Source organism: Ralstonia nicotianae (assembly GCF_018243235.1).
GTDB lineage: Bacteria > Pseudomonadota > Gammaproteobacteria > Burkholderiales > Burkholderiaceae > Ralstonia > Ralstonia nicotianae.
The window spans coordinates 1,042,804-1,059,192 of sequence record NZ_CP046675.1; the positions used below are offsets into that span (position 1 = coordinate 1,042,804).

The 16,389-nt window shown below is 68.2% G+C and carries 7 protein-coding genes; all 7 read left to right on the forward strand.

Annotated elements, in window-relative coordinates; translation table 11 throughout:
- Nucleotides 1-204 precede the first annotated feature (204 nt).
- Complete coding sequence (nosZ, locus tag GO999_RS20730) at nt 205-2,145, forward strand: TAT-dependent nitrous-oxide reductase (RefSeq protein ID WP_028861889.1); 1,941 nt, start codon at nt 205-207, stop codon at nt 2,143-2,145.
- Nucleotides 2,146-2,202: 57 nt separating this feature from the next.
- A complete protein-coding gene (locus GO999_RS20735) occupies nt 2,203-4,821 on the forward strand; it encodes a NosR/NirI family protein (RefSeq protein ID WP_211906807.1) in 2,619 nt (872 codons plus the stop codon).
- A complete protein-coding gene (locus GO999_RS20740) occupies nt 4,818-6,089 on the forward strand; it encodes a nitrous oxide reductase family maturation protein NosD (RefSeq protein ID WP_028861891.1) in 1,272 nt (423 codons plus the stop codon). The genes GO999_RS20735 and GO999_RS20740 overlap by 4 nt, the downstream gene beginning before the upstream one ends.
- Nucleotides 6,073-7,017: an ABC transporter ATP-binding protein gene (locus GO999_RS20745; RefSeq protein ID WP_016724592.1), complete on the forward strand. Its 945-nt coding sequence runs from the start codon at nt 6,073-6,075 to the stop codon at nt 7,015-7,017. Before GO999_RS20740 ends, GO999_RS20745 begins: the two co-directional genes overlap by 17 nt.
- Nucleotides 7,014-7,838 carry an ABC transporter permease gene (locus GO999_RS20750; protein ID WP_165591828.1) on the forward strand — a complete coding sequence of 275 codons (825 nt, stop codon included), beginning with the start codon at nt 7,014-7,016 and terminating at the stop codon, nt 7,836-7,838. The genes GO999_RS20745 and GO999_RS20750 overlap by 4 nt, the downstream gene beginning before the upstream one ends.
- On the forward strand, nt 7,835-8,365 hold the full coding sequence (locus GO999_RS20755) for a nitrous oxide reductase accessory protein NosL (RefSeq protein ID WP_211906808.1): 531 nt from the start codon (nt 7,835-7,837) through the stop codon (nt 8,363-8,365). Before GO999_RS20750 ends, GO999_RS20755 begins: the two co-directional genes overlap by 4 nt.
- Nucleotides 8,366-8,986: 621 nt before the next feature.
- Nucleotides 8,987-16,324 (forward strand): XopAD/skwp family type III secretion system effector, encoded by a 7,338-nt coding sequence (gene xopAD / locus GO999_RS20760; RefSeq protein ID WP_249215131.1) that lies wholly within the window; start codon nt 8,987-8,989, stop codon nt 16,322-16,324.
- The last annotated feature ends 65 nt before the right edge of the window (nt 16,325-16,389 follow it).

Sequence of the window (16,389 nt, forward strand, 5' to 3'; positions counted from 1 at the left end):
GTTCCGGAAGTGAACACGCCTCGCATTCTGTACGTTCTTCCGCATCAAAGATGCATCACGAATACTTATTTGTAGAGCGTGTGACGAAAGTCAATTGCTCCAGGGATCGGTGACCCGAAGATGCGACTTACCGAGAAGGTCAAAGCGCAGACGTGAGCCGGCGTCTTCCCGTCCGGCTTTGTGAAAACCGATACAGGGGGATCGATGATGAGCAAGCACCCGCATTCGCCATCCACACCGCAGGACGAAACACCAAGCGTCCCGGGGCGACGGCGCTTCATGAACAGCGCTGCGCTGGCCGGATTGGCGACGGTCGTGGCCTGCACCGACAAGGGCGCGCCGGCGGGGTCCGCTGCCGCAACCGGTGCGGCAGCCACGGCCGAGGAGCACACGGTTGCCGGCCTGCATCCGAAGCCGGGCCAGCTCGATACCTACTACGGCCTATGGAGCGGCGGGCACACCGGTGACATGCGCGTCATGGGCATGCCGTCGGGCCGCGAGATCCATCGCATCCCGATGTTCGTGCCGGATGCGCTGGTCGGCTGGGGCATCACCAACGAATCGAAGAAGGTGATGGGCACCCGGCCCGACGGCCGCCTGAAATACACGGTGGGCGACACCCATCACGTGCATGCCTCCTACAAGGACGGCAACTACGACGGCCGCTACGCGTGGATCAACGACAAGATCAACTCGCGCCTGGGGCGCGTGCGGCTCGACTACTTCATCTGCGACAAGATCACCGAGCTGCCCAACGTGCAGGGCTTCCACGGCATCTTCCCGGACAAGCGCGATCCGGTCGACCCGCAGATCAACTACACGACGCGCGTGTTCTGCGGCGGCGAGTTCGCCATCCCGCTGCCCAACACCGCCGGCATCGATGATCCGGCCAAGTACCGCTCGCTGTTCACCTGCGTGGACGCGGAAAGCATGGAGGTGCGCTGGCAGGTGCTGATCGACGGCAACTGCGACCTCGTCGCCACGTCGTACGACGGCAAGCTGGCCGCGACCAACCAGTACAACACCGAGATGGGCGCGCACTATGAAGACATGATGTCGGCCGAGCGCGACGCCTGTCTGTTCTTCAACGTTGCGCGCATCGAAGCGGCCGTCAAGGCCGGCAGGTTCAAGACCATCGGCGACTCAAAGGTGCCGGTGGTGGACGGCACGCACGCCGCCAACCAGGATCCGAAGACGGCGCTGACCGCCTATGTGTCGGTGCCGAAGAACCCGCATGGCGTCAATGCCAGCCCCGACCAGAAGTACTTCATCTGCGCGGGCAAGCTGTCGCCCACCGCCACGGTGATCGAGCTGGCGCGCGTGCTGGACTGGTTCGACGGCAAGCTGGCCAAGATCGACGACGCCATCGTGGCGGAGGTCGAGCTGGGCCTCGGGCCGCTGCATACCGCGTTTGACGGGCGCGGCAACGCCTACACGACGCTGTTCCTCGACAGCCAGATCGTGAAGTGGAACATCGACGCCGCGATCCGGTTCCACAAGGGCGACAAGAACGCCAAGTACGTGGTCGACCGCCTGGACGTGCATTACCAGCCGGGCCACCTGAACGCCTCGCAATCCGAGACCGTGGCGGCCGACGGGAAATTCCTGGCCGTCGGCTGCAAATTCTCCAAGGACCGCTTCCTGCCCGTGGGGCCGCTGCACCCGGAGAACGAGCAGTTCATCGACATCTCCGGCGACAAGATGGTGCTGCTGCAAGACCACCCGATCCGCAGCGAGCCGCACGACTTCATCATCTTCAAGCGCGAGCTGCTGCACCCGAAGCAGATCTACTCGCTGGACGACTTCCCGCTGGCCACCAAGGACCCGAAGCAATCCGGCGTGGTCCGCAACGGCAAGAAGGTGACGGTGCGGCTCACTTCGCAGGCACCGTCCTACAGCCTGCGCGAGTTCAAGCTCAAGAAGGGCGACGAGGTCACCCTGATCCTCACCAACCTCGACAAGGTGGAGGATCTCACGCACGGCTTCGCCATTCCCAAATACGACATCAACTTCATCGTCAATCCGCAGGAGACCGCGTCGGTCACGTTCATTGCCGACAAGCCCGGCGTGTTCTGGTGCTACTGCACGCATTTCTGCCATGCACTGCACCTCGAAATGCGCAGCCGCATGATCGTTGAGGCCTGAATCCGACAGGAAGCGCGCGGGTGCCGGCGCCCGGCACCCGCGCCGATGAACCCCGAGATGCCATCCCGAAACCAAGGGATCGCGGCCTGGGTGGCCGCCTTCCTTCTGCTGCTGTTGGTGGGCGTGCCGCCGGCGCTGGCCGGCCGTGGCGCGTATGAAGCCGAGCTGCCGGCGAACCTGACCGAGGCCAGGGACCTGTGCGCGCTGGTGCCGTGCACCGACGTGTTTCCCGGCGCGGCGCGTTTTTCCGAACGCATGGGGCAGCCGCCCTATGTCGAAGCCTACGGCCCGGCGCAAGGCGGCAAGGCGCCGCTGCTGGGCTACGTGATGCTGTCCACCGACATCACCGACATTCCCGCCTATTCCGGCAAGCCCGTGGTGACGCTGATCGGCATGGACCGGCAAGGCCGCTATGTCGGCGTCAAGGTCCTGAAGCATTCCGAGCCGATCCTGCTGCTGGGGATTCCGGAGTCCGCACTGCTGAACTTCAACAAGCAGTACATCGGCAAGTCGGTCAAAGACAAGATCGAGGTCGGCCAATCGCGCGCGGACGAGGGCGTGCTGGGTGTCGACGCCATCTCCGGCGCCACCGTGACCGTGATCGCACAGAACCAGGTGCTGACCACCGCGACGGCGGCCGTGGCGCGCCAGGTGGGCATTCTGTCGCCCACCCGGCACGCGCCGACGCGCTATGCGCAGACCGGGCAGCGCGCGAGCTGGGCAGACCTGGTCAAGCTGGGCAGCGTGCAGCGCCTGCTGATCCGGCCCGAGCAACTCGGCCTGGAACGCGCGCCGGAACCCTTCATCGAACTCTGGTTCGGCGATCTCAACCACCCGGACCTGGGCACGAGCCTGCTTGGCCAGTCCGCCTGGAACGATCTGCATGCGCGGCTCAAGCCGGACGAGCACGCCATCTTCGTGATCCGCACGGCAGGCGCGGCGTCGTTCAAGGGGTCCGGCTTCGTGCGCGGCGGCATCTACGATCGCATCCAGATCAAGCAGGACGCGGCGTCCTTCACCTTCCGCGATTCGGACTACCTGAACCTCTATGGCCTGGCGGCCGACGGCGCGCCGGCCTATACCGAATCGGCCATCTTCGTGGTGCGCTCGCCGGGGTTCTCGGCGGCGTATCCGTGGAAGCTGTCGCTCCTCGGCAACCGCGTCGATCGCGCGACCGGCACGCGCAGCTTCGTGACGTTCGATGCGCCGTACTGGCTGCCCGATGCGTTGCTGCAGGGCGGGCGCCCACACGTCGACGCGCCGGAGGCACCGTGGCGGCGGGTCTGGCGCACGCGCGCACCGCAGATCGCCCTGTTCGTCGCCCTGCTGGTGGCGGTGGGCGTGGTGTATGCGCTGCGTGAACGCCTGACGCGCCGCGCCACCCGCAAGAACAAGTGGCCGGTCAACGCCTTCAAGTACAGCGCCTGGGCCCTGAGCATCGGCTTCGTCGGCTTCGGGGCGATGGCCCAGCCGTCGATCACGCAGGTGCTGACGTGGTTCCATTCGCTGCTGTTCCAGTGGACGTGGTCGCTGTTCCTGACCGATCCGTTCATCTTCTGCTTCTGGATCTTCATCATCCTGACGGTGTTCCTCTTCGGGCGCGGGCTGTTCTGCGGCTGGCTGTGTCCGTTCGGCTCGCTGTCGGAAGCGATCCACAAGATCGGCGGCCGGATCGGCTTCAAGCGCTGGCAGCGCCAGTTGCCGCGCGCCTGGCACGATCGGCTGAAGTGGCTGAAGTACGCCCTCTTCTTCGGCCTGCTGACGGTCTCGGTGTTCTCGATGGGACTGGCCGAAAAGCTCGCCGAGGTGGAGCCGTTCAAGACCACGTTCCTGGTCGGCATCCGCCATCGGGCGTGGCCGTACGGGTTGTTCGTCTGCGCGCTGCTGGGGATATCGCTGTTTGTCGAGCGGCCGTACTGCAAGTACCTCTGCCCGCTCGGGGCGGCGCTGGCCATGCCGAGCACGTTCCGCTGGTTCGGCCTGCGCCGCAAGCAGGACTGCAACAGCTGCAAGGCGTGCGCCGTGGGCTGCGGCTCGCAGGCGATCGACGCGGATGGCCGCATCGACCATCGCGAATGCCTGCACTGCCTGGACTGCATGGTGCTGTACACCGACGTCAAGGGCTGCCCGCCGCTGGCCAGGGAGCGCAAGCGGCGCGAGCGCGACGGCCTGGAGATCACGCCCATCGGCAAGGATGGCTACTTCATCCCGATCCGGCCGGTGCCGATGCCCCAGCGCGTGGCACAGGGGCCGGACCCGCGCATGCCGCCCGAGCGCGTGGTGCCGCCTGGACAGGAGGGGTCACGCGGCCTGCGCCGGCTGATGCTGGAGCTGCGCGACCACCTCTGGCCCTGGAGCCGCGAGGGCTGGGCCTCGGCGCGTGCCCTGCAGATCGCGGGCATTTCGCTGGCGCTGGCGGCAAGCCTGGTGTGGGTGCTGGCGGCCATGGGGCGGTTGTCGTCCGGTGCCGTCATCGGGTGGTGGTTCGGCTGGAGCGCCCATGAAGTGCTGATCCGGCTGGCGGGTCGGCGCTATGTCAAGGACGGCCCGTGGTGGCGGACGAACTACCGGCGCGCAACCGTGATGGACATGCTCAGCTACGTGGGCTTCAAGAACCTGCTGGTCGGCGCTGCACTGTTCCTGACCCTGAAGGCGCTGGGGTGGCTGCCGGTATGAGGTGGCTGCCGATGCTGCTCTTCCTGGCCGGATGGCTGGCGCTCGCCCAGGCCGCCACGGTGCGCGTCAGCGCGGGGCAGCCGCTGCAGGCCGCGATCGATGCGGCGCATCCCGGCGATGTGCTGGAGATCGAGCACGCGACGTACACCGGCAACTTCGTCGTCAACCGGGCCCTGACGCTGCGCGGGCTGGACCGCCCCACGCTCAGCGGCGGCCAGCGCGGCGACACCGTGCGCGTGAGTGCGCCGGACGTCGTGATCGAAGGGCTGATCGTGCGCGATTCCGGCGACAGCCTGAAGGACCAGAACGCCGGCATCAACATCCTGCCGGGCGCGCACCGGGCCGTGGTGCGCCATTGCGATCTGACCTACAACCTGTTCGGGCTGTGGATCGAGAAGGCGGATGACGTGCGCATCGAGAGCAATACCATCACCGGCAAGCGCGACTACAACTCCGCGCAGCGCGGCAACGGGGTGGAGCTGTACAACACGCAGCGCGCCCGCATCCTCGCCAACAACATCAGCTTCGTGCGCGACGCGCTGTATGTCGACGTGTCGCACCACGCGGTCTTCAAAGGCAACCGCCTTCACCACAGCCGCTACGGCACGCACTACATGAACTCCTACTACAACCTGTGGGAGGACAACGACAGCTACGACAATCGCGGCGGCCTGGCGCTGATGGAGGTGCGCGATCAGATCGTGCGCAACAACCGCACCTGGGGCAATGCCGACCACGGCATCATGCTGCGCACCTTGCAGGACTCGCGCGTGGAAGACAACGTCGTCGCCGGCAATGACCGCGGGTTCTTCATCTACGACGTCGAATACACGCAACTGCGCGGCAATCTGGTGATCGGCAACCGGGTGGGCGTCCATCTGTCCGCCGGGTCCACGCGCAATGTGGTGCAGGGCAACGACTTCATCGGCAACCGCGAGCCGGTGCGTTACGTCGGCGCACGCGATGAAGCCTGGGGCGGCCGCTCGCCGGCGGAGCGCTCGCAAGGCAACTTCTGGAGCAACTACCTGGGCTGGGATCGCGATGGCGATGGCATCGGCGACCTGCCGTACGAAGCCAACAACATGGTGGATCGGCTGATCTGGCGCCATCCCGGCGTGCAGCTGCTGCTGGCCAGTCCGGCGGTGCAGGTGCTGCGGCTTGTGAGCCGCCAGTTCCCCATCCTGCGCGTGCCGAGCGTGGTTGACGCGTACCCGCGCATGCAGCCCATCCACCCGAACTGGAGCACGTGGCGTGACAAGCAGCCTTGAGAACAACGCCGCCATCGTGCTGCGCGACGTCGGCAAAGACTACGGCACCGTCCGCGCGGTCGATGGCGTGAACCTGGAGGTCGGGTACGGCGAGCTGTTCGGCCTCATCGGCCATAACGGCGCCGGCAAGAGCACGCTCTTCAGGATGATGCTGGGGCTGATTCCGGTAAGCGAGGGCGAGATTCACGTGGCCGGCGCCTCGCTGCGCACCGCGGCTTTCCGCGCCGCGCGCCGCCGGATCGGCTATCTGCCGGAGAACCTCGCCCTGTACGACAACCTGAGCGGACTGGAAACCCTGCGCTTCTTTGCCAGGCTCAAGGGCGCGCCGACGGGCGATTGCGAGGCGCTGCTCGCGCGCGTGGGCTTGCAGGGCGCGACCGCCAAGCCGGTGCGCGCCTATTCCAAGGGCATGCGGCAGCGGCTCGGTTTTGCCCAGGCCCTGCTTGGCGCGCCGCGCGTGCTCTTTCTCGATGAGCCCACCAACGGTCTGGACCCGGCGGCCATCCACGACTTCTACGCCATGCTGCAGCGGCTGCGCGAACAGGGCGTCACGATCCTGATCACCTCGCATATCCTGGCCGAACTCCAGCAGCGCATCGATCGCCTGGCCGTCATGGCCGATGGCCGCATCCTCGCGCTCGGCAGCGTTGCCGGCCTGCGCGAGCAGGCGGATCTTCCGCTGGCCCTGGTGCTGCGCGTCGAATCCGGTTCGCGCGCCGCGTTCCGGCAGCATCTGGCACCGTTGCGCGCGCACGGCGTCGAGATCGAGGACGGCCCCGCTGAGCAGGATCTCACCTTGCGATGCCGGCATGCCGTCAAGATGCAGGTCTTGGCGACATTGCAATCGCTGGGCAGCCGCCTGCTCGATCTGCAGATCCGGGAAGCGTCGCTGGAAGACCTGTTCTTCGGCCTCGGGAGCGCGGCATGACCGGCGTCGAATGCAGGCAGGTCGCCATCCTGGCGGCCAAGGAGCTGCGGGAGCGCCTGCGCAACCGGTGGGTGCTGACCGTGGCCGCCGTGTTTGCCGTGTTTTCGCTGGTGATCTGCTATTTCGGCGGCGCCGAGCAGGGTGCGCTGGGGCCGCATTCCATCGAGTTCGTCATCACCAGCCTGGTCAGCCTGGTCATCTACCTCATTCCACTGATTGCCTTGCTGCTGGGGTTCGATGCCATCGTCGGCGAGCGCGAGCGCGGCACGCTCGACTTGCTGCTGGCGCTGCCGATCACGCGGCTGGAGCTGCTGCTTGGCAAGTTTCTCGGGCTGGCCGCGGCGCTCACGCTGTCGACGCTGGCCGGCTTTGCATTGATGGTGGCGCTGCTCTGGCGGCAGTTCGGCCGGGTTGGGCTGGTGCAGTCCGCCGGTTTCGTGCTCAGCTCGATTCTGCTGGGGCTGGTGTTCCTCAGCCTGGCGCTGTGCGTCTCGGTGTTGAGCCGCGAGCGCACACGCGCTTCGGGCTTAGCCATCGCCCTGTGGTTCGGCTTCGTGCTGGTGTTCGATCTGCTGCTGCTCGGCTTGCTGGTCGCCAGCGGCGGTGCCGTCGGCGGACCCGCGCTGGCCTATCTGCTGCTGCTCAATCCGACCGACATTTTTCGCATCCTCAATGTGTTCTCGCTGGACCAGTTGCGCGGCTTTCAGGGCCTGGTCAGCATCGTGCCGCCGGCCTTGGGCAATCCCTGGGCGATGGGCGGGGCGATGCTGGCCTGGATCGCCGCACCGCTGACGCTGGCCGCCTGGAGATTCCGCTCATGAACGCCGACCGTCGCCGCTTGCTGCTGGCCGCCCTGGCAGGGTGCGCCGGCACGATTGCCGTGGCCGCATGCGGCAGGCAGGATGCCGCTGCGCCCATTCCCGCCGAGATCGACCTGGCCAGCACCTGCGACCTGGACGGCATGCTGCTGTCCGATTACCCGGGCCCCAAGGCCCAGCTTTACTACCATGGCGATGCGCAGCCGCACTGGTGCTGCGACACGGTGGAGATGTTCAACACCCTGCTCAGGCCCGAACAGGCGAGGTCGATCCGCGCGGTGTTCGTGCAGGACATGGCCCTGGCCAACTGGGAACGTCCGCGTGGGCATTGGTTCGACGCGCGGGCGGGCTGTTACGTGCTGGGCAGCCAGCGTCAGGGGTCGATGGGCGCCACACTCGCCAGCTTCCGGCAGGAGGCGGATGCGCGCGCCTTCATGACCCGCTACGGCGGCAAGCTGCTGCGCTATGCCGAGGTGACGCCCGAGATGGTCGATCTCAGCGGCGGCGCCATGCACGACGGGCGGATGTAGCCGTGCAAGCGCGTCGCCTGCTGCTGCTCGCCATCGCCATGCCGGTGCTGCTCGGGTGGGTTGCCGCCCAGGCCGCCCGCCGCGGCGAGCCGGCGTTTTGCGGACGCCGCCTGGCACTTCGGATACGGCGACCTCGCTTCGTCGACAGCACAACAAAGCTGCGCCTCATGGCCCATTCTGAAAGGCTGGGGCGGGCTACTTCCAACATTCCCGGAGCATCGGGACATCCTTGAGTCGAATTGGCTTGGGGCGTCCCCGTACGAGCACATAGCTCACGTCGTGATGTATTGGCGCATGACGCCTCCCCGCAGAACACCCCGTGCCTGCAGCCTCTCCCGAGCGACGGGCCTTGCGAAACCCACCGGCACCGCCGGCGTTGCGAGTACCCGAAGCCGCATAAAAACATCGGCAGAACCCTAAGTGACACGTATTACCCACGCTTCATCGCACTACTACCCGCGGTCGCATGACAACCAGGCGCCCGCATCATCGACCCACCCCCGCAAGCGCGACCGAGACCCGGCACACGACGCGTCATCGTCATTCGATGGCCTGCCGCGCCGCACGGACAGCCGCCGCCACCCGGAGCACGTGCCCGCGCCCAAGCGCCAGCGCGTATCCGTGGCGGACCGGCAGGAGACGGCGAGCCATGCGAGTGCGCCGCATCCGCAACACCGAGCGCGAACGACGGCCGAAGCGCCCAGGCGGCAACGCTCTGATCGGGAGCCGCCGGCCCGGCAGGCCAAGCGTGCGCGCCATGACCGCAGCGATGCCATCCGGACCGAAACCGGACGGGCTCGGACGGCGCCCGCACCCGCGCAGGCACGCGATCGGCACGACCCGTCCGATGCGCGCCGCCGCGCGCCGGCTGCCGTGCCGCAAAGGCCCACGCCCGAAGCGCGAGCGAGCTTCCGGAAGCAGTTCGCCCGCACGCGGAAGCTGGACGACGACGAGAGCGATCTGCTGTGGACCATCGCGAGCGATGCCCTTTCGCATCGCGACTGCGGCAAGGCCCTGCGCCTGCTGGAAAGGCCCGCGGTCGACTTCATGGACAGCCTGGCCTGCTTCGCCAATTTCGTGAGGGCGGTCTCGACGCTGCTGGAGTCTGCCGGCAGGCTCGGGCTGTCCGAACACGCCACCGACCAGCTGAAAAGGAAGTGGGAAGAGTCGTCGCACGCGTTCTATGCCGTTCACCACGACATGGCGATCGACAACGAACGCTTTGTCAGCAAGCTCGCCAGCCTGTGCAACCGCTGGTCGCAAGCGCAGCCCGCGCAGGGTGCCGGCTGCGTGGCGGTGGCGCGGATCCTCGAGAGCCTCGGCATGCGTTACGGGCCCGGCCTGCTCCGCAACCGGCTCGCAGACACCAACCCGCTGCTCGGACGGGACATGAGCCTGCTGATCAATGCCTTCAGCAAGTGGCCGGAGGACGAGGCCTGCCGGGTGGGCGCGCAACTGCTGGCAGGCGTCGTCGCCGACGAGCAGGACGCGCTGCTCTCGCCGGTGCAGTATCAGCCGCAAGCGCTCGCGCGCCTCGTCGGCGGCGTGAGCAAATGGCCGGATGACAAGACCTGCCGGCAAGCGGCGGCGGCGGTGGCCGGGGCCCTGTGGCAGCGCCGCCAGGAGCTGGACAACCCGGAGGCGTTCAAGCCGCAGGAATTGGCCATGTGCCTCAACGGCTTGAGCAAGTTCACCGACGCCGCATGCGAGCAGGCGGCCATGGCCGTGGCCGGCGCCGTACTCTCGCGCAAGGCCCAGTTGCTGGATCCCGGGACCTTCCCTTCCCAGCATCTGTCCATGATCCTCAATGGCCTGAGCAAGTGGCCGCTGCGGGAGCCGGCACGGCTGGCGGCGGTGGAGGTGGCGGCGGCGCTGTGGCATCGCCGCCGAGACATGGCCGACACCGGACAGTTCAACGCCCAGGACGTGTCCAACTGCCTCAACGGCCTGAGCAAATGGCATGGCGATGCAACCTGCCGGCAGGCGGCCGTTGCGCTGGCGGAGGCCCTGCCGCGGCACCGGGACGCGCACAACGATCTGCCTGACTTCCTGCCGATGCACCTGGCGAGCTGCCTCAACGGCTTGAGCAAGTGGCCTGAAGAGGCGAGCTGCCGGCAGGCAGCGGCAGCCGTGGCCCGGGCGCTGCTGTGGCGCAAGGCCGATCTGGACGATGCAGAACGATTCAGCGCCCAGCACCTGTCCAATTGCCTCCACGGTCTGAGCAAGTGGCCCGACGAGGACAGCTGCCGGCAAGCGGCGCTGGCGGTGGCTGACGCACTGGTGCGGCGCCTGGGCACGCCGGGCGGCGCCGATGCCTTCACGCCCCAGCAGGTGTCCAACTGCATCAACGGCCTGAGCAAGTGGCCGGAAGAGCCCGCCTGCAAGCTGGCGGCGGTGGCGATGGCCGCCGCGCTGTGGCGGCGCCGGGACGCACTGGACGATGCCGCGCAATTCACCGGCCAGGGCCTGGCCAACTGCCTCCACGGCCTGAGCAAGTGGCCCACGGAAGACCCCTGCCGGAAAGCGGCGCTGGCGGTGGTGGGCGCACTGATGCCGCGCTGGAGCAGCGTGGCGGTTGCCGGCGATCCATTCCTGCCCCAGCTCCTGTCCAACTGCCTCAACGGCCTGAGCAAATGGCCCGAAGAGGACAGCTGCCGGAAAGCGGCGCTGACGGTGGCCGAAACCCTGATGCGGCACCGGCGCGCGCTGGCCGACCCTCGGCAGTTCACGCCGCAGGAGCTGTCCAACTGCATCAATGGCCTGAGCAAGTGGCCCGAAGCACCCGGTTGCCGGGAGGCCGCGCTGGCGGTGGCCGAAGCGCTGCTGCTGCGCCGGGACGAGCTGGGCGATACCGAGGCGTTCGGCGCGATCGGCCTGGCCGCCTGCCTCAACGGCCTGAGCAAGTGGCCCGGAGAGGCGACCTGCCGGAGGGCCGCGCTGGCCGTAGCCGAAGCGCTGCTGCTGGGCTGGGACACGCTGGCCGCCGACGGCCAGCTCACGCCCCAGCGCCTGGCCAACAGCCTGAACGGCGTGAGCCGGTGGCTGCAGGATGCGGCGAGCCAGGAGGTGTCCATCCGGATCATCGGCATGCTTGGCAGCGGTGGGCAGCCGTTCGGCGCCTTCACCATGGCCCAGCTCGCCCAACTGGCCAACGGCACGGCCCGCTTCATCCTGGAGCTGGGGCATGCCGGCGAGGCCGACGACGGCGACGCGATCCAGAGCGATGCCTCCATGGCGCTGGCCCAGGCCCGCCTGCGCGAGCTGGCGGCGCATCTGGACTCGCGCCCCGACAGGCTGGCGCAGGCCGAGACGCGCAACGTGGCGCTGATCCTCAAGGCCCTGGCCAGCACCGGGCTCAAGGACGGGCTGCGCCTGCTCGCCCATCAGGGGCTGACGCGCCTGGCCGCGCTCTACGCAGAGACCGGATTCAAGCCCGACAACCTGGAGGCGCTGGCCAGCGTGGCGGCCGGGCTGCTGCCGGTGGCGCGCGCGCCCGAACTCAAGGCCTATCGCGCGGATGCCCTGCGGCTGCTCGATCAGATGCAGCCCGCCGTGGACCGCAAGATACGGCTCTACATCGATGCCCACCTGGCCGCCGCCGCCCCCCGCCGGCCGGCAGCGGCCGAAGCGCCCCCGTCCCTGCAGATCCGGCGGGACGGCGAGGCCTTCGGCACCCGCCGCCCCGGCCTGACCTTCTTCCTGCTGCTCAAGGCCTACTCGGTGGTGGCGGATTGCTGGAAGCGCAGCAACGTGCCGGACATCCCCCTGCCCGCGCATGCCCGGCGCGATGCGCTCAGGACCTGGGTGGCCGAGATGCTGGACCGCACACGCGGCGCGATCGAAACCGACCTCGATGAAATGAGCTGGAACCTCATCGCGCAGATCGAGGCCGCAGACCAGGTACTCGACGCCGTAGACCTGAAGCTGCACAAGGATCTCGACACGATCCTGGCCGCGCATCCGCCGACGCCGCTGAACGTGGGCGACGTGCGGCGCGAACTGCGCGCGCTGCCGGAGGTGCGCGACATGATGCACAGCGATGCGGGCGCGGCGGCGATCGAGGTCATCGACCTGACCGGACGCGACCTCACCCCCCATCGGCCCGACGAAACCCGGGACACCGCCGCATCCCAGTACGCCTTCTTCACGCGCCTGACCAGCGGGCGGCTGCCGCTGCTGGAAGTGCAATTGCCCGGCAAGGTCAGCGCATTCATGCTGACGCGCGTCATCCGGCGCGGCGGCGATCTGCTGCGCATGGACCTGTTCGGGGGCAGCCACCTGAAGCCGACCAAGGTGCACATGCGCAGCCTGCTGGGCGCCTCGGGAACGAAGGGCGGGATCAAGCGCTACGGCAGGATTCCCGCCATGCGGCTGGCCGACACTGCGCCCGATGCCGCGCTGATGAAGGACGTGATCCGCAAGCTCAATCCGCAGCGCGAAGACTGGTTCCGGATGCAGCGCGCGCTGCTGGAGGTGGTGCCGCGCGACCATGTGGTCGAGGGCCCCATCCGCCTGGCGCTGCTGCCCGACCGGCTGCAGGGCTCGCCGCCGGCCTTTGCGCTACGCACGCCCGAAGGGGCCGCCATCCAGCTGGTGCCCAACGACGGCTGCGGCTTCATCCGCGAATCCCTGGCGTGCAGGATTCCCGTCATCCGGCAGGCGATGCACTCCGCGCAGGCACAGGCACTGGAGGGCGAATCGCAGCGGATGTCGCTGCTGCCGCCGCAGGCGACCCACCATTTCCCGCGCGACCAGGCGACGATCGAAGAGGCCCGGGCGCACCTGCGCGCGTCGCTGCGCGACGATCCGGAGCTCTGGGTGGCCAATCCCGCCGATGGCACGCGCGACATCAAGACACACAAGCTCTACGAGGCGCTGGCGGGCGCGCTCATCATGGGCACGCAGGGCATCGCCGTGCCTTCGGGAGACGACCGGCTGCACCTGCCCAGGGACAAGAGCAAGGTGTTCGATGCCACGGGCGGCACCGTGCTCCTGGGCAAGCCCCCTTACGACAAGGCCAACCTCATGCCGGTCACGGCCGACCGCATCGGCACCTGCGACAACGGCGACGCCACGGCCCGGTTCCTGGACACCGCCTTCGCGTTCCAGTACAGCTACACCGCCTGGGACGAGACCGGCAACCCGCCGGCCGACGACGACGATGTCCCGATGCTGCACGGCAAGGGCGTGACCATCGTGGTGCCCGACAAGATGTGGCCCCAGGACAACGACGCGCAATGGGTCTGGTCGACGGAAGACATGAAGGTGCATTCGAGCTGGACGGACGGCCGCCGCCGCGACCGGCTAGCACCGCGCATGGACACCGTGGGCAGCCTGCGCGTCAAGGAGATCTTCCCGCCCGGCGCCCTGATGGCCCTGCCGATCAACGAGCTCAAGAAGCGCGATGCCGATTGCGACGGCGACAAGGTGTTCCTGTACGCGGGCCTGCCGCGGATGACGCAGGCGGTGACCCGGTTCTTCGAGGAGCGCGAGCGGCGCATCGGCAAGCTCGGCTCGTTCAAACCGCCGAAGACGGCCCACGGCGTGCTGGATGCCGAGGGCCGCTATCAGGCCGGGCGTGCCGCCGAGGTGCTGTCGGCGCTGCACGGGCAGGAGCTGGTCGGCCGCCTCAGCACGTTGCAGTTCCTGTTCTTCGGCCAGCCTCCGGCGCTGCAGCAAACCTTGGCCGAGCGGACGCTGTTCGGCGTCTATGAGGGCACCGAGCGCGAGCTGCGGCGCGGCGTTCGCGCGCTGCTGCGCGGCGAGCGGGCGACGACGACGCAGGTCATGGAGGACTTGCTGCTCCGCGCGGGCCTGGGCGTCCAGCATGCCTGCCATCCGGTGGCGCTCGAAGTGGCGCGGGCGCTGGAGGCGCAACTCCTGGAGGTCATGCGCGAGGCGCAGTCCCCCGTGCGCGCCGTGTCGCCCGACACGGCGTCACGAGCGCCCCAGGCCCTGTCCGGCGGGTCGACCCTGCTGTTTGCTCCGCTCACGCAGGCCTATGCATCGGCCACGACGCCGCGCGAACGCCTCGCGGCCCTGGTGACGCACTACCCCCGGGCCCGCCTGCCGCACCCGGCCACGATCCTGCCCACCACGCCCCCCAAGCAACCGGACCCACTGGCCCAGCCGGCCCCGCTGGACGACGCGCCCATCGGGCAGTCCGGCTACGTACCGGGCGCGCCCCTGGAAACCCTGCACAACCTGCTCACGCTCGGCGTGAAAATCGGCACCGACGCCCCCAAGGCCGTGACGCAGACCGATCTGTTCCTCGACATCGCCGATCATCTCGAGGGAACGCTGCGCAGCAGCCCCGAGCGCATCCGGTTCATGCCGTACACCAGGAGCGGCGTGATGCAGGAGCTGAGTCAGGGGCGCTTCAACGCGCAGGCCACGCTGCAGCGGCTGCGCGACAACCCCACCCTCGCGGCCGGACTCATGGAGATGGCGATCGAGGAGCTGCTCGCGCACGGTGCGATCGAGGGCACGCCGCCCTTGCGCACCACGCCCGCGGAAACCGAAGCCCAACTCCGGCATTGCGCCCGCACGCTGCACGCGGCGGCCCGCCTGGTCGAGCCGGAGATCACGCCGGTCATCAAAGCGGCCATCGAAGGCATCGGCGCCCTGCGCGGCCAGGCGCACCGCGTCAAGACGGAGCGCGCCCTGCACGACAAGCTGCGCGTGCTGCTGCACAGGGGCCACCCGAGCCCCGAAGACGCGGCGGCCATGGTGAACGACGCGCTGCGCTATAGCGTCGTGCTCAAGCCCGACGACTTCGCCGCGGGGTATGCCGAGGTCCTGGGCAACCTCGACCGCGCCGGCCTGATCAAGACGCGCGTGCACAACGCCTTCAAACCCGCCTGGGACCCGTTCAAGGGCATCAACGTGAAATTCATGGGCCGCGACGCCGCGGGCCAGAGCGTGCGCCTCGAAGTGCAGTTCCATACCGACGAGACCTTCGCGCTCAAGATGCGCTACCACGACAACTACAAGCAGGATTTCGAGCTGCAGATGCAGGGCGCCAGCGTCGAGCAGCGGGTCGCCTGCCTGGAGGAGGCCCGACAGGCCTGCAGACAAGTCGCCACGCCGGCGGGCTGCGAACACATCGGCGACTGGAACAACGAGCCCCCGCAGGTGAACAAGCGGCGCGCGCAGGCCAAGGCGGCGCAGTTGCCGGGCGCCGGCGCCGGGAAGCGCCCCGACGCCATGGCAACGCAGGTCGAACGGCTGCGACAGGCAGCGGTCCGCATCGAGCGCGAGGTGGGGCCACTGCTTCAGACGATGCAGTTGCACGTGATCCGGGAGCACAGCGTCGTGAAGAAAGCGAAGTCCATCGAAAAGAAAATCCAGCGCCTGTGCGTCCTGAACGGCATCACGCCGGAGCAGGCGGCCGACCGCGTGCGCGACGCGATGCGCTGGATCATCCAGCTGCCCCACGAGACATTCGGCGCGCACGCCCAGAAGGCGCTGGAGACGCTGACGGCCAACGGCCTGCGGATCACGCGCGTGAACAACAGCTTTATGGCCAGAAACCGCACCTATGCCGGGTTGAACGTGAAGCTGCAAACCCGCGAGGCGCTGAACTTCGAAATCCAGTTCCACACGGGCGACAGCCTCTACACCAGGAACAAGACGCACAAGATCTACCGGCAATGGCAGGACACGGACGTGGAACAGCGACAAGCCACCGACCCGGCCCAGCGGCAGGCACTGCAAAAGGCCAATGCCGACCGGCTCGCGGCGCTCAAGACCTATGCCGCCACCGTGCCGACGCCCATCGGCGCGGAGCGCATTCCGTCGTTCGACCGCTACCGGCGGGATGGTGCGCGCCAGGACCCGCCCGGGGATGGACCGCACGAAGCGCCGGCACGCGATCGGGCCTCTGCCTCGTCCTCTCGGGCGAAACACGCTGAGGCCGCCCTGCCCCCCGCCCCCGAGCGACGGGGTGGCCAAAGCTGAGCCGATGCGCCGGCGTCCGGCTCCAACCAAGGAAACAGGCTGCTCCGATCGACGTCGGCGCGACC

What these genes read in the sequence shown, in the direction of transcription:
- GO999_RS20750 (WP_165591828.1), top strand. Translation starts at nt 7,014, where the DNA reads ATGACCGGCGTCGAATGCAGGCAGGTCGCCATCCTGGCGGCCAAGGAG.
- GO999_RS20755 (WP_211906808.1), top strand. Translation starts at nt 7,835, where the DNA reads ATGAACGCCGACCGTCGCCGCTTGCTGCTGGCCGCCCTGGCAGGGTGC.
- nosZ (WP_028861889.1), top strand. Translation starts at nt 205, where the DNA reads ATGATGAGCAAGCACCCGCATTCGCCATCCACACCGCAGGACGAAACA.
- GO999_RS20735 (WP_211906807.1), top strand. Translation starts at nt 2,203, where the DNA reads ATGCCATCCCGAAACCAAGGGATCGCGGCCTGGGTGGCCGCCTTCCTT.
- GO999_RS20740 (WP_028861891.1), top strand. Translation starts at nt 4,818, where the DNA reads ATGAGGTGGCTGCCGATGCTGCTCTTCCTGGCCGGATGGCTGGCGCTC.